General features: G+C 60.9%; 27 protein-coding genes. 5 read left to right on the top strand and 22 right to left on the bottom strand.

Annotation, left to right across the window (positions count from 1 at the left end; translation table 11 throughout):
• Window positions 1–34: 34 nt before the first annotated feature.
• Window positions 35–1,138, bottom strand: coding sequence for a pyruvate dehydrogenase (acetyl-transferring) E1 component subunit alpha (pdhA, locus tag ACFO3S_RS06710; RefSeq protein ID WP_378093634.1), 1,104 nt, complete (start codon window positions 1,136–1,138; stop codon window positions 35–37).
• A 244-nt stretch (window positions 1,139–1,382) separates the two neighbouring features.
• On the opposite strand from pdhA, the gene ACFO3S_RS06715 reads away from it, so the two are divergent.
• Complete coding sequence (locus tag ACFO3S_RS06715) at window positions 1,383–2,135, top strand: alpha/beta hydrolase (RefSeq protein WP_378093636.1); 753 nt, start codon at window positions 1,383–1,385, stop codon at window positions 2,133–2,135.
• Between the two features lies 1 nt (window position 2,136).
• Here ACFO3S_RS06715 and ACFO3S_RS06720 read toward each other — a convergent pair whose 3' ends face one another.
• Together ACFO3S_RS06720 and ACFO3S_RS06725 are read right to left on the bottom strand one after the other, a co-directional pair.
• Window positions 2,137–2,613, bottom strand: a complete 477-nt coding sequence (locus ACFO3S_RS06720) for a low molecular weight protein-tyrosine-phosphatase (protein ID WP_378093638.1) — start codon at window positions 2,611–2,613, stop codon at window positions 2,137–2,139.
• Window positions 2,603–3,241 (bottom strand): trimeric intracellular cation channel family protein, encoded by a 639-nt coding sequence (locus ACFO3S_RS06725; RefSeq protein WP_378093640.1) that lies wholly within the window; start codon window positions 3,239–3,241, stop codon window positions 2,603–2,605. The genes ACFO3S_RS06720 and ACFO3S_RS06725 overlap by 11 nt, the downstream gene beginning before the upstream one ends.
• Before the next feature lie 167 nt (window positions 3,242–3,408).
• Here ACFO3S_RS06725 and ACFO3S_RS06730 point away from each other — a divergent pair, with 167 nt between their 5' ends.
• Window positions 3,409–4,062: a thiamine diphosphokinase gene (locus ACFO3S_RS06730; protein ID WP_378093642.1), complete on the top strand. Its 654-nt coding sequence runs from the start codon at window positions 3,409–3,411 to the stop codon at window positions 4,060–4,062.
• On the opposite strand, the gene ACFO3S_RS06735 is transcribed toward ACFO3S_RS06730, so the two are convergent.
• The 3 genes from ACFO3S_RS06735 to ACFO3S_RS06745 are packed head-to-tail and all read right to left on the bottom strand — an operon-like array spanning window position 4,059 to window position 6,199.
• Entirely contained in the window at window positions 4,059–4,832 is a 774-nt protein-coding gene (locus ACFO3S_RS06735; RefSeq protein WP_378093644.1) for an MBL fold metallo-hydrolase, read from the bottom strand. The genes ACFO3S_RS06730 and ACFO3S_RS06735 overlap by 4 nt on opposite strands.
• A gap of 26 nt (window positions 4,833–4,858) precedes the next feature.
• The gene (locus ACFO3S_RS06740; RefSeq protein WP_378093646.1) at window positions 4,859–5,530 is read right to left on the bottom strand and encodes a GNAT family N-acetyltransferase; all 672 of its coding nucleotides are present in this window, start codon (window positions 5,528–5,530) and stop codon (window positions 4,859–4,861) included.
• Window positions 5,531–5,533: 3 nt separating this feature from the next.
• Window positions 5,534–6,199 carry a GNAT family N-acetyltransferase gene (locus tag ACFO3S_RS06745; RefSeq protein ID WP_378093648.1) on the bottom strand — a complete coding sequence of 222 codons (666 nt, stop codon included), beginning with the start codon at window positions 6,197–6,199 and terminating at the stop codon, window positions 5,534–5,536.
• Between the two features lie 289 nt (window positions 6,200–6,488).
• Between ACFO3S_RS06745 and ACFO3S_RS06750 the strand changes: the two genes are divergently transcribed.
• Window positions 6,489–6,974 carry a C40 family peptidase gene (locus ACFO3S_RS06750; RefSeq protein WP_378093650.1) on the top strand — a complete coding sequence of 162 codons (486 nt, stop codon included), beginning with the start codon at window positions 6,489–6,491 and terminating at the stop codon, window positions 6,972–6,974.
• 73 nt (window positions 6,975–7,047) lie between these two features.
• On the opposite strand, the gene ACFO3S_RS06755 is transcribed toward ACFO3S_RS06750, so the two are convergent.
• The 13 genes from ACFO3S_RS06755 to ACFO3S_RS06815 form a co-directional block, all read right to left on the bottom strand.
• Window positions 7,048–8,400: a sensor histidine kinase gene (locus ACFO3S_RS06755; RefSeq protein ID WP_378093652.1), complete on the bottom strand. Its 1,353-nt coding sequence runs from the start codon at window positions 8,398–8,400 to the stop codon at window positions 7,048–7,050.
• On the bottom strand, window positions 8,397–9,095 hold the full coding sequence (locus ACFO3S_RS06760) for a response regulator transcription factor (protein ID WP_378093916.1): 699 nt from the start codon (window positions 9,093–9,095) through the stop codon (window positions 8,397–8,399). Before ACFO3S_RS06760 ends, ACFO3S_RS06755 begins: the two co-directional genes overlap by 4 nt.
• 79 nt (window positions 9,096–9,174) lie before the next feature.
• Window positions 9,175–10,782, bottom strand: coding sequence for a serine/threonine protein kinase (locus tag ACFO3S_RS06765; protein ID WP_378093654.1), 1,608 nt, complete (start codon window positions 10,780–10,782; stop codon window positions 9,175–9,177).
• Between the two features lie 108 nt (window positions 10,783–10,890).
• On the bottom strand, window positions 10,891–11,913 hold the full coding sequence (locus ACFO3S_RS06770; protein WP_378093656.1) for an SAM-dependent methyltransferase: 1,023 nt from the start codon (window positions 11,911–11,913) through the stop codon (window positions 10,891–10,893).
• Entirely contained in the window at window positions 11,910–12,689 is a 780-nt protein-coding gene (locus ACFO3S_RS06775; RefSeq protein WP_378093658.1) for an ABC transporter ATP-binding protein, read from the bottom strand. Before ACFO3S_RS06775 ends, ACFO3S_RS06770 begins: the two co-directional genes overlap by 4 nt.
• Window positions 12,686–13,006, bottom strand: coding sequence for a thioredoxin family protein (locus ACFO3S_RS06780; RefSeq protein WP_378093660.1), 321 nt, complete (start codon window positions 13,004–13,006; stop codon window positions 12,686–12,688). The genes ACFO3S_RS06775 and ACFO3S_RS06780 overlap by 4 nt, the downstream gene beginning before the upstream one ends.
• A complete protein-coding gene (locus tag ACFO3S_RS06785; RefSeq protein WP_378093662.1) occupies window positions 12,999–13,343 on the bottom strand; it encodes a cyclic-phosphate processing receiver domain-containing protein in 345 nt (114 codons plus the stop codon). Before ACFO3S_RS06785 ends, ACFO3S_RS06780 begins: the two co-directional genes overlap by 8 nt.
• Window positions 13,336–14,184: a deoxyribonuclease IV gene (locus ACFO3S_RS06790; protein ID WP_378093664.1), complete on the bottom strand. Its 849-nt coding sequence runs from the start codon at window positions 14,182–14,184 to the stop codon at window positions 13,336–13,338. The genes ACFO3S_RS06785 and ACFO3S_RS06790 overlap by 8 nt, the downstream gene beginning before the upstream one ends.
• The gene (mutM, locus tag ACFO3S_RS06795) at window positions 14,185–15,003 is read right to left on the bottom strand and encodes a bifunctional DNA-formamidopyrimidine glycosylase/DNA-(apurinic or apyrimidinic site) lyase (protein WP_378093666.1); all 819 of its coding nucleotides are present in this window, start codon (window positions 15,001–15,003) and stop codon (window positions 14,185–14,187) included.
• A gap of 134 nt (window positions 15,004–15,137) precedes the next feature.
• Window positions 15,138–15,974 (bottom strand): HAD-IIA family hydrolase, encoded by an 837-nt coding sequence (locus ACFO3S_RS06800; RefSeq protein ID WP_378093668.1) that lies wholly within the window; start codon window positions 15,972–15,974, stop codon window positions 15,138–15,140.
• Complete coding sequence (locus ACFO3S_RS06805) at window positions 15,958–17,265, bottom strand: ribonuclease H-like domain-containing protein (RefSeq protein WP_378093670.1); 1,308 nt, start codon at window positions 17,263–17,265, stop codon at window positions 15,958–15,960. The genes ACFO3S_RS06800 and ACFO3S_RS06805 overlap by 17 nt, the downstream gene beginning before the upstream one ends.
• Window positions 17,262–19,541, bottom strand: coding sequence for a DEAD/DEAH box helicase (locus tag ACFO3S_RS06810; RefSeq protein ID WP_378093672.1), 2,280 nt, complete (start codon window positions 19,539–19,541; stop codon window positions 17,262–17,264). The genes ACFO3S_RS06805 and ACFO3S_RS06810 overlap by 4 nt, the downstream gene beginning before the upstream one ends.
• A 303-nt stretch (window positions 19,542–19,844) precedes the next feature.
• A complete protein-coding gene (locus ACFO3S_RS06815; RefSeq protein ID WP_378093674.1) occupies window positions 19,845–20,813 on the bottom strand; it encodes a metal-dependent hydrolase in 969 nt (322 codons plus the stop codon).
• A gap of 189 nt (window positions 20,814–21,002) precedes the next feature.
• Between ACFO3S_RS06815 and tlp the strand changes: the two genes are divergently transcribed.
• Window positions 21,003–21,224, top strand: a complete 222-nt coding sequence (tlp, locus tag ACFO3S_RS06820) for a small acid-soluble spore protein Tlp (RefSeq protein WP_378093676.1) — start codon at window positions 21,003–21,005, stop codon at window positions 21,222–21,224.
• A gap of 102 nt (window positions 21,225–21,326) precedes the next feature.
• Here the strand turns inward: tlp and metH are convergent, their stop codons facing one another.
• A complete protein-coding gene (metH, locus tag ACFO3S_RS06825) occupies window positions 21,327–24,782 on the bottom strand; it encodes a methionine synthase (RefSeq protein WP_378093678.1) in 3,456 nt (1,151 codons plus the stop codon).
• 144 nt (window positions 24,783–24,926) lie between these two features.
• Here metH and ACFO3S_RS06830 point away from each other — a divergent pair, with 144 nt between their 5' ends.
• Window positions 24,927–25,466 (top strand): 1,2-dihydroxy-3-keto-5-methylthiopentene dioxygenase, encoded by a 540-nt coding sequence (locus ACFO3S_RS06830; protein ID WP_378093680.1) that lies wholly within the window; start codon window positions 24,927–24,929, stop codon window positions 25,464–25,466.
• A gap of 81 nt (window positions 25,467–25,547) precedes the next feature.
• Here the strand turns inward: ACFO3S_RS06830 and ACFO3S_RS06835 are convergent, their stop codons facing one another.
• Both ACFO3S_RS06835 and ACFO3S_RS06840 read right to left on the bottom strand, forming a co-directional pair.
• Window positions 25,548–26,354 carry an HAD family hydrolase gene (locus ACFO3S_RS06835; protein WP_378093682.1) on the bottom strand — a complete coding sequence of 269 codons (807 nt, stop codon included), beginning with the start codon at window positions 26,352–26,354 and terminating at the stop codon, window positions 25,548–25,550.
• 11 nt (window positions 26,355–26,365) lie between these two features.
• Window positions 26,366–26,884: a hypothetical protein gene (locus tag ACFO3S_RS06840; RefSeq protein WP_378093684.1), complete on the bottom strand. Its 519-nt coding sequence runs from the start codon at window positions 26,882–26,884 to the stop codon at window positions 26,366–26,368.
• Window positions 26,885–26,906 lie beyond the last annotated feature (22 nt).

Below are 26,906 nucleotides of genomic sequence, written 5' to 3' on the forward strand. Positions count from 1 at the left end.
AAGATCGGCTGCGGCCGTTCTAAAATGGTTGCGATTATTGGAAATCCGCCTTCTGCTCTTCGAGGTGCGGCGGCGTCTGTTCGAACATCGAGTCGATCAGGCCGGCGACCGTCATTTTCTCGGTTTGCTCGGCTTTCTTGATGTGCTCGTTTACCGCGGCTTTAGCTTCTTCCTTCACGCGGGCCGTGTCCTCTTCCGTCCACAGTCCCTTCTTGGCCAGAAACTTGCCGAAGCGAACGATCGGATCCTTCTCGCTCCACTCCTGCTCCTCTTCCTTCGTGCGGTACTTCGTCGCATCGTCCGCCATCGAGTGAGGACGGAAACGGTAGGTCAAGCCTTCGATCAGCGTCGCGCCTCCTCCGTTGCGGCCGATCTCGGCGGCCTCCTGCACGGCGGAGATGACGGCCAGCACGTCCATTCCGTCGACCTGAACGCCGCGGATGCCGGCTGCCAGCGCTTTATGCGCGATCGACTGCGCCCCCGTCTGCTTCGAGTAAGGAGTCGTAATCGCGTAGCCGTTGTTCTGCACGAAGTAGATGACCGGCAGCTTAAAGCTGCCCGCGAAGTTCAGCCCTTCGTAGAAATCGCCCTCGGAGGAGCCGCCGTCGCCGGTGTACGTAATCGCCACGCGCTTCTCGCCCTTCAGCTTGAAGCCCATTGCGATTCCCGTCGCATGCAGAATCTGCGCGCCGATAATGATTTGGGGCATCAGCACGTTCACGCCTTCCGGAATCTGGCCGCCGTGCTGATGGCCGCGGGAATACAGAAACGCTTGATAAAGCGGCAGTCCGTGCCAGACGAGCTGCGGCATATCCCGGTACCCCGGGCAGATGAAATCTTCCTTCGTAAGCGCGTATTCGCTTCCGACCATCGTCGCTTCCTGTCCGGATACCGGCGCGTAGAAGCCCAGGCGGCCCTGGCGGCCCAGATTGACGGCGCGGTCGTCCCACGTGCGCGTGAACACCATGCGGTACATAATTTCTTTTAACTGTTCGTCCGATAGCTGGGGCATGTACTCCGGATGTATGACTTCGCCTTCCGGAGACAATACTTGCAGCGGCTTCACATCTTCGGACTTGACTACGTGCGGCTGAGCGCCGGATTTGACCTCCGGAGCTTCCGTGGATACTTTGCTCATTAGGTTCACCTCATCTTTGATTGTGGAAGAGGGCTTTCTGTTATAGAATTATTATATCCCTGTTTAAGTGAATTGGTCAAAGAAAATGTCGCGAAATCCTTATTTTATAAAGCTTTTCTCCTATTCATGTTTATATAACAGGATTGAAATTATTGTATTACAATGTAGTACAATTTCCGGGATCATACCTTCAATTGGTTTGCCCATGCCCGTCAAATCCCATACCTGTCAAGGAGGTTAACTGATGAGCGACAATCCGCTGTTCAGAAGAACGATACACAAGCATGACGTCCCCAGTCGATGGCTCCCGGAGGGCAGCCGTTCGGTCCGGGTCTATTTGCCGCCGGGCTTTCAGCCCTGGATCAGCTACCCTGTCGTCTATTGTCAGGACGGCGAGGAATTTTTCAATTTCGGAAGAATCGCGACCCATGCCCAGAGACTCATTCTGGAGGAGTCCTGGGAGCCTTTTGTCGTCGTTGGCGTCGACGTGAACGTCCAAGTCCGAACGTCGGAATACGTGCCGGACGGGGAACGATACGATGCCTATACCCGCTTTTTCGCGGAAGAGCTCGTTCCCTGGGTGGAATCGCAATACCCGGTTCGCGACGAGCCCGAGCAGAGGCTGCTGGCCGGAGATTCTCTCGGAGGCGCCGTGTCGGTGTCGCTGGCGCTCGCCTATCCGAACCTGTTCTGCCGAATTTTGTCCTTGTCCGGCGCCTTCTATGACGCGTACATGGAGCAAATACGCGCCGCACAGTCTCTGGAGCGTCTCCGCGTCTGGATGGTCGTGGGCTTGCAGGAGACCGCCTACGCCACCGATCGCGGCACCTTCGACTTCGTCGATCTCAATCGTCAAGCGGAGAAGCTGCTGCGTGATAAAGGGGCTCAAGTGCTGTACTCGGAGAAAGAAGGGGAACATAAATGGGGGTTTTGGCAGCGCGAGCTGCCCGAGGCCCTGTCCGCTTTTCTCGGACCCGAGCCTCGGCCGCTCGGCTGATTCATCGCTGCGGGAGCTTCTCTCTGACGCGCGTCAGAAGCCTCTCGCAGCCTTTGCTGACCAACTCGTATACCTCGTCGAAATTGCCGGAATAATACGGATCGGGCACATCGTCCATGCCGCTCTCCGGGAGCAGGCTCAGGAAGCGGATGATCTCGGCCCGGGGAGAGGCGCCCAGCTTCTCCCGAATGTCCCTCTCGTTATTCGTATCCATCGCCACGATCAGATCGAACGCCCCTCCGTCCCGGACGGAGAGCTGCCGGGCCTTCATTCCTTCCCAGGAGATGCCGTAGCGGTCCAGCAAGCTGCGCGTCCCTTCGTGAGGCGGGCGGCCGACATGCCAATCGCCGGTGCCGGCCGAATCGACAGTCACTTCCCCGCTCAGCCCTTCCCGTTCGACGAGATGGCGCATGACGGCTTCCGCCATCGGAGATCGGCATATATTTCCCAGGCAGACAAACAGGATGTTATAGCTCATGACGGCCCCCTGTCGCTGCGCGCAGCGAACGGCGCGGCAGCTTCCACTTGTAATGTACGGACAGCATTCTGAACGCGACGACGAGCAGGAACAGAGCGAACAGGAACCAGGGCGCCTGCAGCTTGGACAAGCCGATGACCAGCCCCGCAGCGAGCGCCCACACCGCATAAATCTCGTCGCGGAGCACCAGCGGCTTCCTTCCCGCCATAATGTCCCGCACCATCCCCCCGCCGATTCCGGTCAGCATGGCGGCAACCATAACCGCGCTGAGCGGCAGGTTCGCCTTGATCGCGTACAGCGCGCCCTGGATCGCGAAGGCCGACAGCCCGATGGCGTCGAAGAACGCCTCGCTTCTTTTCCAATGATGAATCCAGGCGACCGGCAGCACGAACACGATCAATATCGCGACGCCCGCCGTCTTCAGAAACAGCCCCTGGCTCCATAGCGTCGTCACCGGAACGCCGATGAGCAAATTCCGGATGACCCCGCCTCCGAACGCGGTGACCAGCCCAAGCACGAACACGCCCAGAATGTCGTACTCCTCTTCCATCGCCACGATCGCTCCGCTGACCGCGAACGCAATCGTTCCGATCCAGCTGAAGATTTGAAACACGTCGTCCAATTCCAACTCGAACTCTCCTTCGCACTCGCCGGTTCAATGCGATCAGGCCGCTTGATCCCGCGCGGCTGACGCTCTACGTTACCCATTGTAGCGGGTAGGTCTGCAGTTCCGCAACGGTCTGTGCTAAAATGGGAAAATACGACCGTTAATCGGTTACATGGAGGAGCCTGAACATGTCCCGTTCCGATCACGAACGCGCACTCATATTTGCCGGCGGGCGCCTGGGCCGGTGGGCTCTGGACTTGCCGGCTCCCGGAGATTATCTGATCGGGGCCGACCGCGGCGCCGAGTTTCTCGTCCGGCACGGACTGAAGCCGGATCTCGCCCTCGGCGACTTCGACTCGGTGACCGCGGACGAGAAGAGCCGGATCGCCCGGCAAGCCAAGCAGATGCTCGACTGCGATCCCTACGACAAAGATTGGACCGACACCGAGCTGGCGCTTCGCGAAGCGCTGGACCGCGGCTATACCCGCATCGTCGCCACCGGAGCGCTCGGCACGCGGTTCGACCATACTCTCGGCAACGTCCACCTGCTCCGCCAGGCGCATGAGAGGGGCGCGGCGCTGACCCTCGTCGACGAGCATAACGAAATCCGGCTGTGCGCCGGCCGGCTCCGGCTGGAAGCGAGCGAGCCGTACCCTTACGTCTCGCTGCTGCCCCTTACCCTGGAAGTGACCGGCGTAACGCTGAGCGGGTTTCGCTACCCGCTGAGCAACGCCACGCTGAAGCTGGGCTGGTCGCTCGGCATCAGCAACGTGCTGGAAGAGGAGCACGGCACGATCGACATCGCCGACGGACTGCTGCTCGTCATCCGCAGCCGCGACTAAACGGCGATCGTCATGCCGGTGGCCGCCAGCGCGACATGGGCCGGCAATCCGTAATCCGAGCGCATGTCGACGTCATGGGACAGATGGGTGAAGACGGCCCGCTCCGGCCCCAATTCGCGAACAAGCTCGAGCCCTTCTTTCATATCGTACACCGACCGCGTCGCGACCGGATAATGTTCCACGACAAAGCTCGTGCCCAGCACGAGCAAGATCAGGCCGGCCAGGGGAGCCTTCTCGTTCCCGTCCAGATGGATCGCGTCCGAGCAGTAGGCCCAGGCGCGACCGTCCTTCCGGCTCTCGAAGCGGTACGCGTACGCGTACCCGTTCTTCCCGTGATGAACCCGCCAGGGAGTAATCCGCCACTCCCCGTAGCTCATGCCGCCGTCGTTGGCCTGCATCGACAGCTGCGCGCCAATCCACGGGAAGCGGGAGACGATCTCGACGATGACTTCCTTAGGCGCGTGCAGACGACCTCGCTCCTCCCGCCAGCGGCAAGCGTCGGCCCATTCCGTCAAGCCTCCGATATGATCGAAGTGGGCGTGGGTGATCAGCGCCTCCCCGATGCCCCGACGGCCGATCCGCTCCATCTGCGCGCGCCAGTCCGGACCGCAGTCGAGCAGCAGAGGCGGTTCCCCCTCTTCTTCCAGCAGAAGCGAAGAACGGAACCGGCGGTTCAGACCGCCGGTTCTCGCTTCCCCGCACACTCCGCAATCGCAATACACTCTCGGCGTTCCCATCGAATCGCCGGTTCCCAGAAACGTTAAACGCATCACGCATCTCCCTACTTAAGCTCCGCTTACAGCGGAAGCAGCTTCACGTCGTCGCGGGCTTCCAGCCCGCGAATCATCTCCTCCCACTCCTTCGGCTTGTTCGGGAGCGCGGAATAGTATTGTCGGAGGAAACGAACGATCAGCTCGGCAGGCAGCGATTCGAGCGTCTCGTCCGTCGGGAAAAAGCCGAGATCGAGCTCGGTCACCGCCTTGCCCTCATGATCCCACGACGGATGCACGTAGGTCAGGTCGAGCTTCTGATAGCCGATATGGGACAGCACTTCTCGCCGGACGGCCGGATGCATCGGCAGAATGTTGCCGAATTTAAAGGAAGACACCGCATGCGGACGGTAGATCTCGGCGAACATGCCGATCGACTCGGTTCCGCTTTCCCGCTGCATGCGTTCGAGGTCCCGCGCCCTCTGCACATAGAGGAAGCGGCCGATGCCGAGCCCCATCGCTCCGATAATCGTAAAGTCGGTCATCGCCACCCGCAGCTCCGGGTAATACCGGTATTCCGTCGCGCCTACGACCGCGCCTTCATGAACGGCCACATACACGTGAATGTCCGGATCCTCGATCGGCTCCTTCCACAGATCGAACGCGAGCACCTCTTCCGGCGGGAAGATCGTTCCCATCAGACGGTGCATCTCCGCAAACCTAGAATCTTCTATTGAACGAACGCGAACGTATTCCATCTGTTATCTCTCCATCTTAAAGGGATTTCGCCATTCCATTAATGCCGCATAGTTCAGCGATTGTTCGTCTTCCAAGTACTGGGCCGCAACGCCGATCGGCAGCCGTCCGCAGCGCAGCATGAAGGAAATGACCGGATCGCGCAGCTCCCCTTCGCACACCTTGCGAACGTACTCCTCGGGCGCCAGCCGGTCGGCATGGGCATGGTAGCCGGGCATGCGGCCCCCTCCGAGCAATCTCAGGCAGCCCAGATGAACGACCGTCTCGTACATGGACTGCATCAGCCATTTTCCCAACCCCATTTTGCGATAGCGCGGATCTATGCACAGATCGACGACATAGATCGTGTCTCCGTCGGGCTCGTGATTGCGGATGTATCCGTTATCCGTTATCGTAGCCCAGTCGTGCGGCTCGTTCGGCCGGACCGTTACCCGCAAAGCCGTCATCGAGCCTACGATCGTCCCTTCCGCCTCGGCGCACAGCGCCCCTTCGGGAAAGCGGGCGACGTGCTCGGCTAGCTGCTCCTCCTTCCACCACAGCTCGGACGGAAAAGGAGGCGGAAAACACCGTTCCTGCAGTGCGATTAAACTCGCGAAATCCCCCCTTCCATAGTTGCGGATCGTCAGCGCCAGCATTCGGCCTTCGTCGGACACTTTTAATCGTTTAAGCATGTGGTCGCCTCCCGTTGCCGTGTTGCTCGCCGGATGATAAAGCCATCCAACCTTCCCACTCCCTATAGTATAGGATGGCGGCGAGGAGGAGCAAGCCATTTTCGACATTCGAGCGATCGCGCCCGATCGCGGGAGGCGGAGCTTAGAAAATTCTCATGCTATTCTAAGAAACGGATTCAAACCGTTCTCTTGCCCGTTGTTCCGCTCTCCTTGGAAAACCTTAGGCCAAACGGCATCTGCTATACTCGTTCTCGTAGCAAAATGAAATGGAAGTATGGGAGGAAACATCATGAAATTTAAAACAACATTCGTTCGCAAAGTCGTCGGCATCAGCCTGTGCGCGGCGATCGGGTTCGCCGGTCTCGCCGTCGGACAAGCCCCGCAGGCGTCGGCCGCGACGAAAGCGGACAAAATCATATCTCTCGGAAAGAAATATATGGGCGTGAAATATCGCTTCGGAGCTCCGTCCGGTTCGACGTCGGCGTTCGACTGCTCCAGCTTTACGCAATATATATACGGCAAATACGGCGTCAAGCTGCCTCGCGTATCGAGCTCTCAGGCCAAAAAGGGAGTCAAGGTGTCGAAAAGCAAGCTGAAGCGCGGAGATCTCGTCTTCTTCTCGACGGCAAGAACCGGGAAGAAAATCGGCCATGTCGCCGTATACGTGGGCAACAACAAAATTTTGCACACCTATGGCAAACCGGGAGTCACTTACTCCTCTCTAAGCTCCAGTCATTGGAAAAAAACGTACGTCACGGCGCGCCGGGTCATCTAACTTCCCGCTGCGCGGGAAAAAGGCAGCCCTGGAGATCATCTTTCGGATGATCTGCGGGGCTGCCTGCTTTTTTTTAAATTTTGCGGGGAAGCTGGATCGAGATCGTCGTGCCGTTGCCCGGCTTGCTGTAGACCTCTACGTTGCCTTCGTGCACGTCGATGATTTTTTTGGCGATGGACAGTCCGAGACCGCTGCCGCCCGTCGAGCGATGGCGAGCCGTATCTACGCGGTAGAAGCGCTGGAACATGTTCGGTATCTCGCTCTCGGGAATGCCGATGCCGTAATCGGTAACCTCCAGCTTGATGCCGCTTTTCTGGTTGCGGATGCGAACGTCGATCGGCTCCTTGCTGTACTTGAGCGCATTGTCGATCAGAATGAGCAGCAGCTGGCGGATTTTATCCTTATCTCCGCGCATGTAGACAAAGTGACTGTCGGAATGCACGCGAATGTCGCGCTGGAACGTCTTGCCCAGCACCTCGGACAGCTCCCTGACGACGCTGATGACGTCGAAGCGGGTCACGTTCAGCCAATTGTCCTGCTCCGCCTCCGCCAGCGTCAGCATCGAGCGGATCAGGTTTTGCAGACGTTCGGTTTCCTTGGAGATCGCTTCGATCGCCTCGTCCCGGACCGCGGCGTTATCCCGCCCCCATCGCTTGAGCATGTCCGCATAGCTCGAGATGACGGTCAGCGGCGTCTTCAGTTCATGCGAGGCGTCCGCAACGAAGTGCTTCTGGCTTTCGATCGTCCGGTCCAGCCGGTCGATCATCTGGTTAAACGCCCGAACCATCTGCTGAAGCTCGACCGACTCCTCCCGCCCGTTCAGCTTGACACGGTACAGCTTGCCGCTGCGATCGATCTCGCGCATCGTCTGCACCATCTGCCCGATCGGCCCCGTCAATCGCGACGTAAACCAATACGTGCCGAAAATGGCGAACACGACCGCACCGATGCTCGTAACCGTGAGCGCGCCGACCAGAATCTGCAAATAGCTGTCCAGCACGGTCAGCCGCCGCGCGGCCTCCATCGTGCCGACCATCCGCCCTTGGTCGAATATCGGCTTGGACAGAAAAAGGACGCGCTGTCCGTTGATCTGCATCGTTTCCGAATAGTTGTACACCTGCGTCTGGGTGGCGATGGAGAGAAGCTCCTGGTCGGTTCCGACTTTGTTGACGACCTGCTCTCCGACGACGATTCTCATCATCTCGTTATAATTATACATGTCGCTGAGCAGCTTCGGCTCGTCGAGCCCCTGCATGCCTCGCTTGCGCAAGGATTCGATGACCAGGTCCGCCTTGTTCGTAAGCAGCTGCTGCTCGCCCCGGGTCGTCACTCGGATGACGAAGAAATAAACGAAAATGTTGTACAAGATCAAAATAAAAATTAACCAGAAAACCGTGAACAGGGTAAATCTGGATCTCAGGGTCATGCATCGGGCTCCTTCAACATGTATCCGACTCCACGCACCGTGTGCAGCAGCTTATGGCGGTACCCCTTGTCCATCTTCTGCCGCAAATAACGAATGTAGACATCGACGACGTTCGTGTCGCCGATATATTCGTATCCCCATACGTCGGACAAAATTTCGTCGCGGGTTTTCTCCTCGTTTTTGTTGCGGGCCAAGTAGAGCAGAAGCTCGAACTCGCGGGGCGTCAGATCGATCGAATGATCCTTCCGGTACACCTTGCGCGTCAGAAGCTCGATCGACAGATCGCCGATCTTGATGACGTCCTCGCTCTCTCCCTCTCTGGAGGCTTTGAAAATGCGGAGCAGGTTGCGGACCCGCGCGAGCAGCTCCTCCATCGCGAACGGCTTCGTAATGTAGTCGTTGGCCCCGTGCTCGAACCCGCTGACCTTGTCGGGAACGGTGTCTCTGGCCGTCAGCAGAATGACCGGAACGGCGGCGTCGTTCTGGCGCAGCCGGCGAAGCACCTCGATGCCGTTAAGCTCGGGCAGCATGACGTCCAGCAGCACGAGATCCCACTCTCCGGAGACGGCCATTTCCAGCCCCTTGCGTCCGTCCGCCGCCATGCCGACGTTATAGCCCTCGTGCTCCAGCTCCAGCTGCAAAATTCTCGCGATCGAGTCTTCGTCTTCGATAATCAATATATTTTCATTATTCATCGTGATCACCTCACTGTTTTACCTCCTCTATTGTACCACGCCTGTCAAAGCGATGAAAAATCTCCCGGCCGCGGGAAGCTCATGCCCGATTCCGCAAAGCCGTCGCGCGAGTCAGCGAGCGGCACGCCCGCTCCAGCGCCTGCGCGCTCCGGTCGTCCCGGGGGAAGCCTTCGCCCCGCCACAGCGCGTTCAGCATGACGGAGGAGGCCAGCTCCGGCAAGTACGCCTCCGGAGCTTCGGGAAACAAGGAGAGCCAGCTGCCGCGATCGCGGAACGGCTGGTCCCGATTGGCGATCCATAGCGTGCGGATCGCCCGGCGCTCGGCCTGCCGGTGCAGCTCCGTACAGGCCGCCTGCCTGCGGGCGGACCACTTGGCCGGATAACAGTCCGCCACGATGGCGATCAGGTCGGCGGCGCGGAGCACGAAATCCGTCGTCTCGGGGTGCTCCCAGCGGCTGGAGACGTCGAGCAGAACGAGCGGGACGCCCAGCCTTCTCAGCCACCGGGTCAGCTCCTTGCCCGGCACCCGGTGGACGGCCGACTCCTCGTCCGGTCGAAGCGGATAATACGCTGCGGCGCCTTCGCGCCATGCGGGAGCGGCTCCCTGCCGTCCGTCCGCGCGGACGAATACGGCTCCCTTCGGCATTTTTCTTCCCCCGTTCAGCAAAGCGTACAGCTCGGCTTCTCCCCCGGGGCATTCGACCAGCGCATGGGGCCGATTTTGCCGGCCGAGCACCGCCGACAGAGCGAGCGCTGCGAACGTCGCCCCCGCTCCGGGATAGGCGGAAACCAGCGCGACGATCCTCGTGTCGGACCGGGTCGGCTCCGGCGCATGCATCGGCGACAGCGGAGCGCGATCCCGGCCGACAAGCTCCAGCTTGACGAGGTGAAGCTCCTCCAGCAGCTCGTCCGCAGAACGCGGCCGGTCCGCCGGGTCGCCGGCCAGCAAGCGGCCGAGCAGCCGGGCAAAATCGGCGGGAACGTCCTCCTGAAGCGCGGAATCGACGGCGCCCCGGCGGCGCATGGCGAACTGTCCTCCGGATAGAAGAAAGTAGGCCAGCGCCCCCAAGCCGTACAGATCGGTGCGCTCGTCGGATTGCTCGCCGCGCAGCTGCTCCGGCGCCGCGAACCCCGGCGTGCCGAGCTGAAGCGTATCGCTCGGCTTGTTCTCCCGGTATCTTCTGGCGATGCCGAAGTCGACGAGAATCGCCTTGTCGTCGTGACCCAGCAGCACGTTCGCGGGCTTCAGGTCGCGGAAGACGACGGCGGGCGTCTGCGCGTGCAGATAGGTCAGCACATTCGTCAGATCGATCAGAACGTCGAGCACGAACGGAAACCCGAGCCGAAGACCGTATCGCTCGAAGCGCTCGGCCAGCGTATCCCCGGCGATGTATTCCATAACGATGCAGGCGACTCCGTTCGCATCCGGAGGGTAATAATCGACGATAGCCGGAAGATGGGGATGGTCCAGCTCGCTGAGCAGCTGCGCCTCGGGCAGGAACGTTCGACGCTCCTCCGGAAGCGGGCGGGTCATCTTCAGCGCCCTGGCCTTTCCTCCCAGCCGCGTATCCTCGGCCATGTAGACCCGGCCCATGCCGCCTTTGCCGATCGGCCTCGCGATTCGGTAGCGATCGCCGAACAGCTGTCCCGGCGCCAGCTCCAGGTCTTGCATATGCGGATGCTCCACCCGTGTCCCACTCCTCATTGCGCGCAAAAAACCCGCACCTGAATTCGGAGCTTCGAGACTCTCTCGATCGCTCCGTCCGGATGCGGGATGCTTTCCCTGCGCGGCCGCTTATTTTCTTTTCACCCATATTGTAACTTCTTCCCGGTTATGAAACAACTGCTTCACTTGCCGAATGTCGAACAGGCGGCCGTATTCCTCGGTCAGATCGTCGATCGTCTGCAGCGGCTTGCGGTACATCAGCTTCAGCGTAATCAGTCCGGAGCCGCCGGCCGCCATCGAAGGAGCCAGCTCCGAGACGATTCGGCACGTATGATACGGATCCCAGCTCATATCGCACACCAACAGGTCGAACGTCCCCGGCGCGAACGAAACGTCGGCCGCGTTGCGCCGAATGTGGCGCAGATTGGAATTGCCGACGAGCGACGCGTCCATCTCGGCAGGATCGACGGCGGTCACCTTCAGCCCGCGTTCAAGCAGCACGGACGTCCATCCGCCGGGAGCGGCGCCGAGATCCAGCGCGTTCGAGAACCGGTCGAGCGGCAGGTCGAACGCCCGTTCCGCCTCCAGCAGCTTAAAAGCCGCGCGCGAGATGAGGCTGTCGTCCTTGCGAAAGCGAACCGCCCCGCCTGGCCAGTCGGACAAATTGTCCCGGGGCCGGGAGCAGCCCATGTACAGCTTTTTCTTCGACGCATAGATCGAGACGATCCAGTCCGAATCGCGCGCCGCTACCTCGGCGCCAAGCCCGGTCACCGCAGGAGCGATGACGTCCCGGCCTTCCGCCGACGAGAACGGGAACGGGCTGTTCTGCTCCTTGCGAACCTGGATCGCCGCCCGGCCCCCTCTCAGCCGCTCTCCGAGCGAGGAGGCAAACGCGATCATCCGCTCGGCCGTTGCGTTCGGATCGTTCGTCGCCTCGCATTCCGCTTCGATCGGGAACAGATGGCGCAGGAAGACCGGCTCCTTGCGGCGCAGCTCCTTCAGAGCCCGCTCCGGATCCTGCTCCGCGAACGCGATCAGAAACGTCTCTCCCGGCGCGAGGCCGGACACCTTGGAGCCCGGAAACCGCCTTCTCAGCTCCTCCATCGCATACGGAGCAAAGCCCGGATTGGCCGTGCAGACGAAGGAAATCATTCTCCGCTCTCCTTCCGGACTTCAATCCAGGGGCGGCCGTGCGTCCAACGGACGTCGATCGGAAGACCGTAGGCTTCCTTCAGCTTGTCCGGCGTCAGCACGTCTTCCTTCAGGCCGGCCGAGACGAATCGGCCTTCGGCCATTAACGCCACATGCGTCATCACCGGAATGATCTCCTCGATATGATGCGTAACGTACAGCAGCGAGATCTTGTTCTCGGCCAGCTCCGTCAGCGTCTGCAGAAACTTCTCCCGCTCGTACAGATCGAGCCCCGCGCAGGGCTCGTCCAGAATAAGCAGCTTCGGCGAAGCCATCATCGTGCGGGCCAGCAGCGCTTTCTTGCGTTCGCCCTGAGACAGCGTGCCGAACGGCTGCTCGGCGTACGCGCCGAGCCCGACGCGCTTCAGCTCTTCGTTCGCGCGCTCTTTCACTTCCGGGGGCACTTCCTCATAGAAGCGAAGATAGGCGAACGCCCCGCTGGCGACGATCTCCCACAGCGGATCTCCCAATTCCATCTTCTCGATCAGCGCGGGACTGATATAGCCGATCTGCCTGCGCACTTCGCGTACGTCCACCGTTCCGTAGCGGTAGCCGAGCACGTCGACGGTTCCCGACGTCGGGAATTGATAAGCGGTCACCAGCTCCAGAATCGTCGATTTTCCGCAGCCGTTGCGCCCGAGTATCGCCCAGTGCTCGCCAGCGTTTACGTTCAGATCGACACCCCGGAGGATGTCGCGTCCGTCGCGCCTGAATGTCAAACCTTGCAGATGTATCATAAGTTCTCTCTCGCCTTTCTAAGCCGTTCCACCAGTTCCACGACGGAGGGGAAACGATAATGTTTGCTCCATGTGCCGTTCCTGCGCTTCAAGACGAGACACGGAACGCTCTCGATCTTCAGCAGCTGCGCCAGCTCCGGCATCAGATTCAGGTTCGCGCTGGCGAGCGGGAGCTCCGGCACGAGCTCCTCCGCGACCGCCAGCATGCGGCCGGCCGCCTGGCAGGTGCCGCAGAGCGGCGTATGCACGAACAGGGCGTAAGGAGCCGGCGAGAACGTCCACTCCCGCTTCCAATGCTCCGGCTGCCACTCACGCATTTCGGCGTCCCTCCGCCGCTTCCCTCAGCACGGCCTGCGGCATCGGTCCGTCGTGAATTTCTACGCCGGCCGGACCGGCCGCCCGCAAGTCCCGCACCATGTTCGCCCGGCCCAGCATGCTGGAGGAATGAACGTAGATGCGCCTCGGATATTTATCCGCGGCGATCATGCCGTGCACGACGGCCAGCCCGTTCGGCTGCCCGAAGCCGAGCTCGTAGTCGAGCGACAGAATGTCGATGTCGCACTCCGACAGCAGCAGCAGGCATTCCTGCGCCGTTCTCGCCGCGACGAAGCCGCGCGGGCACGGCCGCACATCGTCCAAATAAACGTTAATCATCGCAATCTTCCTCCCCGGACCATCGTCTGACCCGCTCGATTTGCTCGCGGTGCGTGCCGTCCGCGCCGACAGGCGTTTCCAAGATAAGCGGAACGGCTTTCAGCTCAGGCGTGCCGAGCAGCTCCTCGAACTGCTCCCGCCCGATGCAGCCTTCGCCGATCGCCGCATGCCGGTCCTTGCGAGAGCCGGACGGATAACGCGAATCGTTCAGGTGGATCGCGCGCACATGTTCCCACAGCCCCAGCCGCCTTGCCCGTTCGGCGTAGGCCTCCCACTGTCCCGGCCGCCATTCGCCGCTGGCGAACAGATGGCAGGTATCGAGGCAGAAGCCGATTTTCTCGGGATGCGCGGCGAGGGAGCGAATTTGCGCCAGCTCCTCCGGCGTCGTCCCCATCGGGCCGTGATCGCCGGCCTGATTTTCCAGCAAGATTTGGGCTTTGCCCGACCACAGCGCCGTTACGCTGTTCACCCACTGCAAAATGTTCCGGTAGCCTTGAAGCGGATCCGCCCCCTTGTAAGCGCCGAAATGAACGACGACGCCGACCGAGCCGCAAGCTTCCGCGATTTGCAGATCGTTAAGCGTGCAGAGCGCCATCCGGCGAGCCGCCTCGCCTTCCGACGCGGGGTTGACGGGGTAGGGACCGTGAGCGATCGACGCGATGCCGCGCTCCCGGCACCAGGCGGCGCACCTCTCGGCGTCGCTGCGATCGAACGCCTTCGGCTGCAGCGTTCTCGGGTTTTTCGGAAAATACTGAAAGCTGGCGCTCCCGGTCGCCGCCGCATGCTCCGCCGCTGCGCGGTAGCCCCCGCGCGTGCTGACATGACTTCCGACCCGGACCATTCAAGCTTCCCGCTGACAGTTCGGGCAGTAAAACATTTTGCGCCCGCCGAGCGTCTCCTGCCGAATCGGCGTTCCGCACGCGAGGCACGGCTCGTTCGGCCGGTCGTACACGAGACAGCGCTCGTTGTAGCCGCCGGTCAGCCGATCGTCCTCGGTCAGCGGGTGGTCCATATAGCCGCCCGCCTCCTTCGCCTCGGCAAGCACCTTGTGCATGGCTCGGTACAGCCGCTCCGCTTCTTCGTCGCTCAGGGCGTTCGCCGCCGCAGCCGGGTGTAGCTTCGCTTCGAAGCAGATTTCGTCGCTGTAGCAGTTGCCGATGCCGGCGATGAATTTCTGATCGGTCAGCGCCGGCTTCAGCCTGCCTCTCTTGGAGGCGAGCCGCTTGCGGAACGCTTCCGGCGTCAGCCGCGGGTCGAACGGCTCGGGACCGAGCTCCTTCATCAGCTCCAGCGCCGTCTTGGCCGAGATGCGGTGCAGGTAGCCGAGGCGCAGTCCTCCGAAGTAGAGCGAATCTCCGCCCTCGAAGGTCAGAATGACCTGAAAATGACTGTCCGGCTTCGGCCCTTTCTCTCCGTAGGCAAGCCACCCCCCCAGCATAAGGTGAAGCAAAAGGCGGTTGCCGTCGTCCAAATGAAAGAGCAGGTGCTTGCCTCTCCGCTCTACGAACAGAACGGTGCGTCCGGCAAGCGCCGCGGCGAACTCCTCCTCCGGCTCGTTGATCGTCGCGGCCCGGTTAACGGCCGCTCCCGAGATTTTGCGACCGCCGATCAGCGACGAAAGCTGTGTGCGGTAATGCTCCATTTCCGGGTATTCCGGCATGATGTCGACATCCTTTCCTTGAGTTGACGCTGTGAGATCCGTATCCTCATCTGCCCAAGCACCAATGCCTTCGGCGTATTTAGGACGGTGAAGGCATGGTGGCCGAAGGCGATTCGGATCAGGAGAATGGATATTTATCCTTTCAGAATCGTATACAAGATCTCCTCCAGCTGCTCCGGTCCCGAGCAGACGATATCGGGAACGACGCCGGCTTTGGCGCAGCGGGCTTCCCAATCGTCCGCCGTACAAAGTCCGGTCAGCACGAGAATCGCCGGACAGCCGGCATCGCGGGCGGCGGCCAGATCCGTATGCGGATTGTCTCCGATGACCCAGGAGCCGCCGGGCGACGTGCCCGAAATGCGCAGCGAATAATCCATCAAAATGCCGGAAGGCTTGCCGATTACGACAGGCTCGATGCCGGTCGCCGCCTGCAGCGCCGCCCCGAGGCTGCCCGCCCCCGGAAGGAAGCCGCCCTCGATCGGCAGCAGCCGGTCGGGATTCGTCTGCACGAAGCCCGCTCCGTTCAGCAAATGCCGGACAGCCTCGGCCAAGCGCCCGTATTCGAGTCCGCGATCCAGCCCCTGCACGACCAGCTGCGCCGGTTCGCCGCTCTCCGCCAGACGAAGGCCGGCGGCGGCGAGCGCCTGCTTCAACCCCTTCTCGCCGATTGCGTACACGGCCGCTCCGGGATAATGCTTCCCGGCGTAATCCGCGGCCGCCATCGCCGAGGTGACGATCGCCTCCTCCGGCGCGTCGACGCCCATCTCTCGCAAGTGCTCCGCCACTTCGCGAGGCGTGCGCGTCGAATTGTTCGTCACGAACATGCTTAGCATGCCCCGACTTCGCAATCCGGAGATCAGCCGACCCGCACCCGGAATCGGCTCGTGGCCGCGGTACAGCGTTCCGTCCAGATCGAACAGAAGCGCTTCGGGGACCGGGCGCCCCTCTATCGGTTTAAGTATCCGTATCAATGCCAGCCGTCTTCCTTTCGCGCGACACCTTGTTCCTCAGTCTCGCTATTCTATGCTGCAATGCCGCTCTCTCCGCGTCGCGTTTCGCCTTGTCGCGGGTCAGCTCTCCGCGCCGGAAGATCAGCTCCTGCGCTCGCTCGGCATAAGTTAACGCCATTAATAATTCCTTGGCCCGATGCTCGTAATACATCGCCAGCTCGACGTGCGCTTCGTATCTCGGCGCGGCGGATCTCTCCGCCGTCTCGGCGAATTTCAGCCACAGCGCCCGCGCCCGATCGAACCTTCCGGCTTTTTTGTATCTGGCAGCAAGCGGCAAAGTCCAGTCCGCCTCCCCCGCTTCCTCCCTTTCCGACAGCCGTTCGAACAATTGTTCGGCGAGCTCCGTCAACCCGTGCTGCTCCAGCCATCCGGCCGTTCGGAACAGCTCCTCGCTCCCCAGCGCTGCCGCCTCTTCGCCCTCTCCGTCCAGCAGACGGCCGAAATGGACGGCGAGCGATGCGAGCGTTAAAATATCCTTCTCGTTATGAGCGTATACGCCGTGCAGATGCGCCGGGTTGCCGTCGCTCAAATATTGAAAGTAGAGCGTCGGCGCGAGCGAGCCCGGCACGTCCTCCTCTCTGAGTACCCCCAGTCTCGCTTCCTCGACGGTGCCCAGCTTGCAGGAAGGCAGCGTGTTGCGCCACAAAGCCCGGGAGGGATGCAAAAAATCGAGATGTCCGGGCTGCCGGCCGCTGCTGCGCCAGCCGTTCAGAATAAACCGGTTGGCCAGCACCGGCCAATCGAACGTGCGGCCGTTATAGGAGACGATGTGCGTCTTGTCCTGCATTCTTCCGAGCAGATAGGTCAGCATTGCCCTCTCCTCGCCCGGATGCCGGATCAACGCTTGCTCGACGACAAAGGCGCTGCCCTCATAGCAGCCGATGCCGACCATAAACGGCACGTTGCCGGCGCCGACGCCAAGCCCCGTCGTCTCCGTGTCGAGAAACAGCAGCCGGTGCGGTTCGATCGGCCCGCTGCCGCCGTTCTGGCGCGCGGCGATCGGATGCAGGCTTCCCGCCCGGGACATCAGCTCGCCCAGCTCGTGCTTTCCGTGCCGATAAGGCAGCGGATAGACGATCCGGCGAAGCAGGAACGGACCGGCTTCGTTCTGCTCCAGACCGACGCCGATGGCGCCGAAGCCGGCGGGCAGGGCGCCCTCTTCCGTCCCGCCCGGCGGAGCCGGCTCGCTCTTCGGAGCGACGGCCTCCGGCGTCCCGCGCAGCCGGTTCAGCCTGTCCCGCAGCCCGCTCATGCTTTCGTCCCCTGCAGGAGCGCCAGCGCCAGCTCCTTGCCCAGCAGCCCGACTTCCTCGATCGGCCCCACGCAAGCCGGGCAGCCGCTTAAGCAGCCGCAGCCGCGAATGAGCCGCTCCGCTTCCTGCAGCAGCTCGCCGTGGATCTCGTACAATCTCCGGCTAAGCCCGATGCCGCCGGGATAACGGTCGTAGAAATAGATCGTCGGCCGCTTCGTATGCGTCGCCTTCACTTGAGGCACGACGCGAATATCGAGCGGATCGCACATCAGATGGAGCGGCGCCAGGTGGATCAGCACGTTCGCCAGCCCGAGCAGCGCCGTCTGCATGTCGTTGGCGCTGCGCTTGGCCGACTCCTCCTCCGAGAACGCGAACCAGTAACCGCTCGTGTGCAAAATTTCCTCGGGCAGATGAATCGGCCCGGAGCCGATGTTCTCGTGCGTCCGCAGCCGGATCTTCTTAAAGATCGTCGGCTTGGCCATCACCGTCACTTCGCCGAACTGCCGCTGCAGCGCGCCCGAGGTCGTTTCCATGTCGACATGCAGCACCTTCAGCTCCACCGCCATGCTGGCATCGGTAAAATAGTCGACGTTCACTTCCCGCACGTACGCTTTTTTCTCCGGATAATCGAGCTTCTCGACCTGGTACTGCACCCCTTCGTGAATATAGATCGCTTCCTCGTGGATCAGCGTCGGAGCGCTGAAGCGGTCGACCTCTCCAATGACGCGCTGCCCCTCCGTCTGATCGATGATGACGAAGTTCTCCTGAGCCGCCGAACGGAGCGAGATGTTATGGGCCGGGAACGCCTGCTCCATCCAATACCAGCGGGTTCCGACCTTGTGCAGCACCTTCTCCTCGACCAGAAACTCCAGCAGATCGACCAGCTTCTCGCCTCCGAACGTATCCCCTTCCTCGAACGGAAGCTCGTAGGCGGCGCACTTCAGATGGTCGAGCAGAATGAGCAGATTGTCAGGATGAATCCGGGCTTCTTCGGGCGGGCGGCCGAGAAAATAATCGGGATTCTGAATCAAATACTGATCGAGCGGATTGCTGCTGGCGACGAGAAACGTGACCGAGCTGCTCTGCCTGCGGCCGGCGCGTCCGGACTGCTGCCATGTGCTGGCGATCGTGCCGGGATAGCCGTTCAGCACGCACGCCTGCAGCTGACCGATGTCGATGCCGAGCTCCAGCGCGTTCGTGCTGACGACGCCGCGAATTTCCCCGCTGCGCAAGCCGCGCTCGATCTCGCGGCGCAGCTTGGGCAGATAACCGCCGCGATAGCCGCGGATCGTCTTCGGGCCCAGCTCGCGCTTGACCGTCTCCTGCAGGTAGGTGAGCAAAATTTCGACGCGTACGCGGCTGCGCGCAAACACGATCGTCTGGATGCCGCTCTTCAGCAGCAACGCCGCCAGCTTCTGCGATTCGAGCACGCTGCTTCTGCGAATGCCGAGCTGCTTGTTGACGACGGGCGGATTGTAGAACACCATATGCTTGTCGCCGCTAGGCGCCCCGTTGTCGTCGACGAGAGCGACTTCCTCGCCGATCAGCCGCTCCGTATGCTCGCGGGGATTGCGGATCGTCGCGGAGGCGCACAGAAACTGCGGATCGCTGCCGTAGAACCGGCATATCCGTTTCAACCGGCGGATTACATTCGCCACATGGCTGCCGAACACGCCGCGATAGGCATGCACTTCGTCGATTACGATGTATTTGATATTTTCGAATAGCTTAACCCATTTCGTATGATGGGGCAAGATCGCCGAATGCAGCATATCCGGATTCGTCACGACGATATGGCCGGCGTTGCGAATCGCCTGCCGAACCGTCGGCGGCGTGTCGCCGTCGTAAGTATGCGTCTTGAGGTCCGCTTCCATCAGATCGGCCAGCACCTGCAGCTCCGCCACCTGATCCTGCGCCAGCGCCTTGGTCGGGAACAGATACAGCGCCCTGGCGCTGTCGTCCTCGAGCAGCCGCTGGACGACGGGAAGATTGTAGCAGAGCGTCTTGCCCGACGCAGTCGGCGTCACGGTCACGACGTGACGACCGTCCGCCGCGGCGCGGAAGGATGCGGCCTGGTGCGTGTAGAGCCGATGAATGCCTTTCCGGCCCAGCGCCTCGGCCAGCTTCGGATGAACCGATGCCGGCAGATCGACGGACCGGGCGGGCTTCGCAGGCTCGGTATGCCAGAACGTCACATTCTCCATCAGCTCCGGACGGCTTCTCAGCAGCGTCAGCCATTCCTCTACGGACTCCGCCTTTTGCGTATACGGATTCATAGCCATTCTCCCATTATGTATCGATTGCTTGCAGCGCTTTTCTAATCCATGCCGCTAATAGCTCCATTGTACAGAATACATGTTCGCACGGCAATGGCCGAATGCGGCCAACATTCGACAAATCGGGCCCTGGGCCCGAACGAGGTCTCCCGATTCGCAACGATCAGGCTTGTTGCGACATTTCGTGTCGGCTCCTGCGCTTTCCCGGGAAAGTATCATTTCCCGCCCCGCAAGCGCGCAAGCTCCCCGACGAGCCTTCAGGCTGCGTGCGGGGAGCTTGCGGTGCGGTGTGCCGGAAAGCCGCTATACGTATGGAGCTTCCCAGGCTTTCTTATGCCAGCCGATCTCTTCGGCGACGACGTTCAGCTGCCGGTCCAGCCGGACCTCGGCGCGATAAGGCCAATCCTTCGGCCGCCAGAAGCGCAGATCGGTCCAGGTGACGAGGTAGTCCCCGTTCTCCGCTTCCCTCCAGCTCGCATAAGCGCGCTTGGCAAACCCTCTAAGCGTCTGGACCGAGGAAGAGCGCTGGCTCGCTTCGATGCACTCGTGGGAAGCGCCGGGCGGCAGATGCTTGCAGGGCAGCCACCGCCTCCCGTCGATGCTGCCCATCTCGTAGCCCTCGCCGGTCTGAACGAGAAACTGCCAGCGGAACCACCACAGCCCGGGCAGCACGTGGACGGCCAGCGCCCGGCGATACCTTCTTCTCACTCTCCGGACGACGATCGCATGATGGACGATTCGCCATGCGACATAAGCCGCCGTAACCGCCCAGGCGCCCGCGAACGCCCACGGAGCCGGGAAGGCTCCGCCGAACAGCGCGGTTGCGACGGCAGCGGCGTGGACGGCGAGGAGGAACGGATCGGTGAGACATACCGCGTCCAGATGAAGCCATTCCCGGCGAAAAGGCAGCAGAAATTGAACTCCGTACGCGTTCGTCCAATCGAACAGCACATGAAGCGCGACGGCCGCCAGGGCGAACCCGAGCAGCAGAAGCGCATGCTCGCCCGCTCCCCATAGCCACGAAGACAGCGCTGCGACCATCCCGGCCCAGACCGGCCATACCGGCAGGGCATGGCTAATTCCGCGATGATGCTTCAAATAAGCGTCCTTGCCTTTGAGCCGCACGACCGCGTCGAAATCGGGGGCCAGCGAGCCCGCCACCGAGGCGGTCAGCACCGCAGCCGCCAGTTGCGCGTCCGCGGCGACGGAAGGCCAGAACAGCGAAGTGCCTGCCAGCGTAACCCCGAATAAAAGATGCGAGCCCGTATCCAAGACGAACGTCTCCTCTCGAATGCTTTACTGAACTACGGCTCCAGCGTACAGCAGCTATGTTAACGAGAGGTCAGCGCGGCGTAAGGAACGTATTATTTTCAGACGGCTGCGAATAACGCTTCTGCCGGTCAACCATACTATTCGACGGGCGTCACGCCCGCATCGTATCGATAAGGGAGCGAAGATGACATGGCCAAGCCCGACGACCGCTCGGATAACGCGGAGAAACTGAAAGAGGCAGTACAGAACACCGTTCGGAATTTGGAGGAATCGGAGCATTACCTGGACGAGCATGCCGTCGAGCTGTCTCCGGAGGAGTCCGAGACGCTCAGACAGAAAAACGAAAATCGCCGCGAGGCGCTTGACAGCCTGCGCAGCGAAATTAAGGACGAACAGGAATACGCGGAATAATGCAGGACGAAGAACCCCGATACGAGCCGGCAGCGGCAAAACCGTATCGGGGTTCTATCGTTCAGTCGTTCGGCTTGTTCGTTCGGTCGTTCGGTCGTTCGGTCAAGCCTTCTCGACGTTGAAATATTGCGCTTCCGGGTGAGCGAACACCATCGCCGACACGCTGGCCTCGGGGTCCATCATGAACCCATCGGTGAGATGAACGCCGATATCCTCCGGCTTCATCAGCTCGAACAACGGACCCTGATCCTCCAGATCGGGGCAGGCCGGATAGCCGAACGATACGCGAATGCCCTGATAGCGCGCGCCGAAGCGCTTCTTCATCGTCATATCGGCCGGATCGGGGAAGCCCCAGATGTCTCTCATCATGTGGTGAACCCGTTCGGCCAGCCCTTCCGCAACTTCCAGAGCGGTGGCGAGCAGCGCGTGGGAGCGCAAATAGTCGCCGTTCTCCTTCCAGGCCTCGGCTTGCTCGCGGGCGCCTTCACCCGCCGTGACGACGAGAAAGCCGACGGTGTCCATCGTCCCGCTGTCCACGGACTTGAGAAAATCGGCCAAGCACAGGAACGGCTCCACCTGTTGGCGGGGAAAGGAGAACCGCTTCAGCACCCGGCTCGTGTCCGCGGGATCGTAGATCAGGATGTCGTTGCCGTCCGACTGCGCGGGGAAGAATCGGTACATCGCCTGCGGCTTCAGCCAGCCATTCGTCTGCGACTGGCTCAGAATGTCGTCCACCGTTTGCTTCAGGCTGACCGTTCTCTCGTCTCCGGCGGCCAGCAGCTCGTCTACGTTGCCCTTCAGACCGAGATGATGGCCGAGCAGCATCTGCATGTTCACGTAGGGCAGAATGTGCGAGATCGGATAGTCGCGCAGCACGTGACGCTCGTAATCGGGCGGCGTGAACACCGGAGCGTCCTGGGAGATGCTGGAGCGTCTCGCCCGGGACGCTTCCGGCAGCGCTTTGGCCGGCTTGTCGGCCTCCTCCGCAAGCTTCGCCTGCGCGGCCCAATGCTCCTCGATGATGCGCGCCCGCTGTCCGGGATCGCTCAGCTTGTTGGCCAGATCGAGCCCTTCCATGGCGTCCTTGGCGTAGAGCACGACCCCTTCGTATTCGGGAGCGATCCGGTTTTTCGTGAACTTTCGGGTCAGGGCGGCGCCTCCGACGAGAATCGGAGCGTCGATGCCGGCGCTGCGCAAATCCTGCGCCGTGATGACCATCTGCTGCGCGGATTTCACGAGCAGTCCGGACAGGCCGATCGCGTCGGGATTTTCCTTGCGGACGGCTTCGATGATCTGATCCGGCGGCACTTTAATGCCGAGATTGACGATCCGGTAGCCGTTGTTGGATAAGATGATCTCGACGAGGTTCTTCCCGATGTCGTGCACGTCGCCCTTGACGGTGGCGAGCAGAATTTTCCCCTTGACGGCGGAATCGGCCTTCTCCATATGCGGCTCAAGCTGCGCCACGGACGCCTTCATCACCTCCGCGCTCTGCAGCACCTCCGCCACGATCAGCTCGTTGTTGTTGAACAGCCGGCCGACTTCGGTCATCCCGTCCATGAGCGGGCCGTTGATGATGTCCAGCGGCGCGTATTTCTTAAGCGCCTCGTCCAAATCCGCCGAGAGGCCGTCCTTGCTGCCCTCCACCACATAGTTGGCAAGCCGCTCCTCCAGCGTCAGATTCTCAACCTTCGTTTTCTTCTCGACCTTCTTGTCGCGGAAAGCGGCGACGAACGCAGCGAGCGTGTCGTCGTTCGTGTTGTACAGCAGCTCTTCCGCCAGCCTGCGCTCGTGCTCCGGAATCGAGGCGTAACGCTCAAGCTTCTCCGTATTCACGATCGCGTAGTCCAGCCCCGCCTTCGTGCACTCGTACAGGAAGACGGAATTGAGCACCTCCCGCCCCGCCTCCGGCAAGCCGAAGGAGATGTTGCTGATGCCGAGAATGGTCTGGCATGCAGGCAGCGCTTCCTTGATCAGACGAATGCCCTCGATCGTCTCCTTCGCAGAGCCGATATACTGCTCGTCGCCGGTGCCGACCGGGAAGACGAGCGGATCGAAAATAAGGTCCTCCGCCTTCAGTCCGTACTTGTGAACGAGCAGGTCGTGCGAGCGAATCGCCACCTCGCGCTTGTCTTCGCGCGAGATCGCCTGGCCTCTCTCGTCGATCGTGCCGACGACGACGGCCGCTCCGTACCGGTGAAGAATCGGCACGACCTTCTCGAACTTCTCTTCGCCGTCCTCCAAGTTAATGGAGTTAATAATCGATTTGCCCTGAATGTACTTAAGCGCCAGGTCGATGACGGCGGCGTCGGTCGTATCGACCATGAACGGCACTTTGACCTTTTTGGTGACGAAGTCCAGAAACCGTTTCATATCGGCCGCCTCGTCGCGGTCCGGGTCCTGCACGCAGATGTCGATGACATGAGCGCCCGTCTTCACTTGCGCTCTGGCGATCTCCGACGCTTCCTCGTATTTCCCTTCGGCGATCAGCCGCTTGAACTTGCGGGAGCCGAGAACGTTCGTCCGCTCGCCGACCATGTAAGGCCGGCCGTCGTTCTCGATGTACACCGTATCGATGCCGGACACCGCCGGCGGGTGCTCCCCTTCTACGCTGCGAGGGGACACGTCCTTCATCGCATCGGCGATCGCCGCGATGTGCGCGGGAGTCGTTCCGCAGCATCCCCCGGCGATGTTCAGCCAGCCCTGCTCGGCGAACGCTCGCAGCTTCTTGGCCAGCGAGTCCGGCGACTCGTGGTAGCGTCCGTTCTCGTCGGGCAAGCCGGCGTTCGGATAGCAGCTGACGGCCGTCTTCGCGATGGAGGAGAGCGTCCGGATGTGATCCCGCATAAATTCCGGTCCGGTCGCGCAGTTGAGCCCCATGGAAACCGGCTTCAGATGCTCCAGCGAAATATAGAACGACTCGATGCTCTGACCGGCGAGCGTCGTCCCCATCGGCTCGATCGTCCCGCTGATCATAATCGGCAGCTCCCTGCCCATTCTATGGAACGCTTCGCGAACGCCGATGCTCGCCGCTTTCACGTTTAAGGTGTCCTGACACGTCTCGATCAGAATGCAGTCGACCCCGCCCTCCATCAGGGCGACGACCTGATCCAGATAGTCCTGGACGAGCTGGTCGAACGTCACGCCCCCGGTAACGGACAGCGTTTTGGTCGTCGGGCCGAGAGCGCCTGCGGCGTAACGCGGCTTATCCGGAGTCGAGTACTTATCGCATGCTTCCTTCGCGAGCCGGGCGGCTGCCAGATTGATCTCTCGCGCCTTGTCGGGAATATCGTACTCGGACAGGACGACGGCCGTCGAGCCGAACGTGTTCGTCTCGATAATATCCGCACCGGCGGCCAGATACGCTTCGTGAATGGAACGAATGACGTCCGGCCGCGTCAGAACGAGCAGTTCGTTGCAGCCCTCGTACGCCTCGCCTCCGAAATCGTCGGCCGTCAGATCCGCTTGTTGAATCATCGTGCCCATTGCTCCGTCCAGAATTAAAATTCTGGATGCCAGAGCCTCTTGCAGAGACGGTTTGCTTTGCGTTAAAGTCATAGTTAAGTCTCTTCCCCTGTCTGTCAAATCATTAAACTCTATAGTAACAGAATCCGGATGGGACGAAAAGATACACATCGACAGGTAGACGGAATTGGACTATAATAATGTCATAAATTCATATTGGGAAAAGAGGGATTTACCATGGCAGAAATTCGCATCCGCAACACCAACGAAAGAATTTCCGGCGAGGAAGAGGTTCGCTCGTTCCTGACGAAGCAGAACGTGCTGTACGAGCACTGGGACATGAGCAAGCTTCCGGCCGAGCTGCACGAGAAATTCGTCCTGTCCGACGACGAGAAAGCCCGGCTTCTGTCCACTTACGATTCGGAGATTCGCGACTTGGCCGGCCGGCGCGGCTACAAGGTTTGGGACATCGTGGCCCTCTCCGAAGCGACGCCGAACTTGCCGGAGCTGCTCAAGAAGTTCGAGCAAGTTCACACGCATACCGAGGACGAGGTTCGCGCCATCACCGCCGGTCGCGGCATCTTCATTATTAAAGGCGACGACGAGACCGGCTACTTCGACGTCGAGCTGAGCGCCGGCGACGTCATCTCCGTACCGGAGGGACAACCTCACTTCTTCACGCTGATGGAGAATAAAGCGATCGTAGCCGTTCGCCTGTTCATCGAACCGGCAGGCTGGGTCGCCGAACCTTACGAGGATCCCGCTTTCGTGAAATAAGCAATCGGCATGGCGAAGGGCTATCTTCCGTCTTCCTCTCGCGAGGATCGGGGATAGCCCTTCGCCATGGCTGCGCTCATCTTAATTGCGGCGCGTATTTAGCGTACGAATAAGGTCGGGAAGCTCGGTCAAGCTCTTAATCTCGTAAGACGGAACGATCTCGTCGTCTCGAACCGCCCCGTGCCGGTTGATCCACACCGACGTCATGCCGATCCGATTCGCGCCCAGAATGTCGGTCGTCAGCTTGTCTCCGATCATGACGCCTTCCTCCGCCGTAATGCCGATCTGATCCATCGCGTGGGCGAACAGTCTGGAGGAGGGCTTTCCTTCTCCGAAGTTGCCGGAGATGACGATCGAATCGAAGTACGGAATCAGCTCGGGCATGCCGTCCAGCTTCTCCTGCTGCAGGTCGGGCGAGCCGTTCGTGAGCAGCAGCAGCTTGTACGACTTCTTCAGCTCGTTCAGCACGTCGAACGTCTCGTCGTAAACGTATTTCAGCTTTCTCCTCTGCGCCGGGAACATCTCCGCCAGCTGCGCCCCCAAACCCGGGTTGTCAACGCCTGCAGCGGCCAGTCCCTTCCTCCAGGCGCTCTCCCGGTAGCCGGGGGCGAGCTCCTGAAGCTTGCGGAACATCGGATGCTCGCCGCGCTCGAACTTGCCCCACAGCGCCTCGAACGGGTTAATGCCGATCATCTGCGTAAAGCCGAACGTATCGTAGGCGGCGTACAGCGCTCTCGCTTCGCGGCGCACGGCCGCCTCGAGCTCGCGTTCGTCGACTCCGGTCGCTTCCGCCGCATAGCGGCAAGTGGCTTGGAAAGCCTCGTTTACGCTTCGATCGTCCCACAGCAGCGTATCGTCTAAATCAAACAGCACCGCTTTAATTGACATGTCTCCGCTCCTCACTTCGTTTTGGCCTCGAACTCGACGCGGTTGACCTCTGCATACTCCTTAAGCCTCTCGGCCATCTTCTCGATCGGATATCGGTTCATAAACTTGGAGAACACCCAGTTCGTTCCCTTCACCGATTCGATTAGAACATAGCCGGGCTGGACGACGATTTTACGGATCTGCGATGGCCGCAGCGTCTTGTAGCCCGTAAACTTGCGCGTCTCCAGCGTATCTCGGCTGACGGCCAGATAGGGGCGCCTCATATAGTAGAACAGCGCGAGCAGAACGTAGCAGCCGATCGTCACCCAGAATAGCGTCGGATCCTGAAGAAAACGATCCGACCAAGGCTGCGACAGCAGCACGTAGAACAAGATCAATAAAATAAGAAGAGACGGCACGACATAATTCCGTCCTCTAAACCGGTCGATCTGCGGCTCGTTCGGCGCAATGCTTTTTTTACCTTCCTTTTTGCGCCTTTTGTTGATTTGTTTCGTATTTTTCGTCACCATTCGTTCCCAAGACCGGGACATACGCTTCCTCCTCGTCGCATCG

The sequence above is a fragment of the Cohnella hongkongensis genome (assembly GCF_042654645.1).
GTDB classification, from domain to species: Bacteria; Bacillota; Bacilli; order Paenibacillales; family Paenibacillaceae; genus Cohnella; species Cohnella hongkongensis.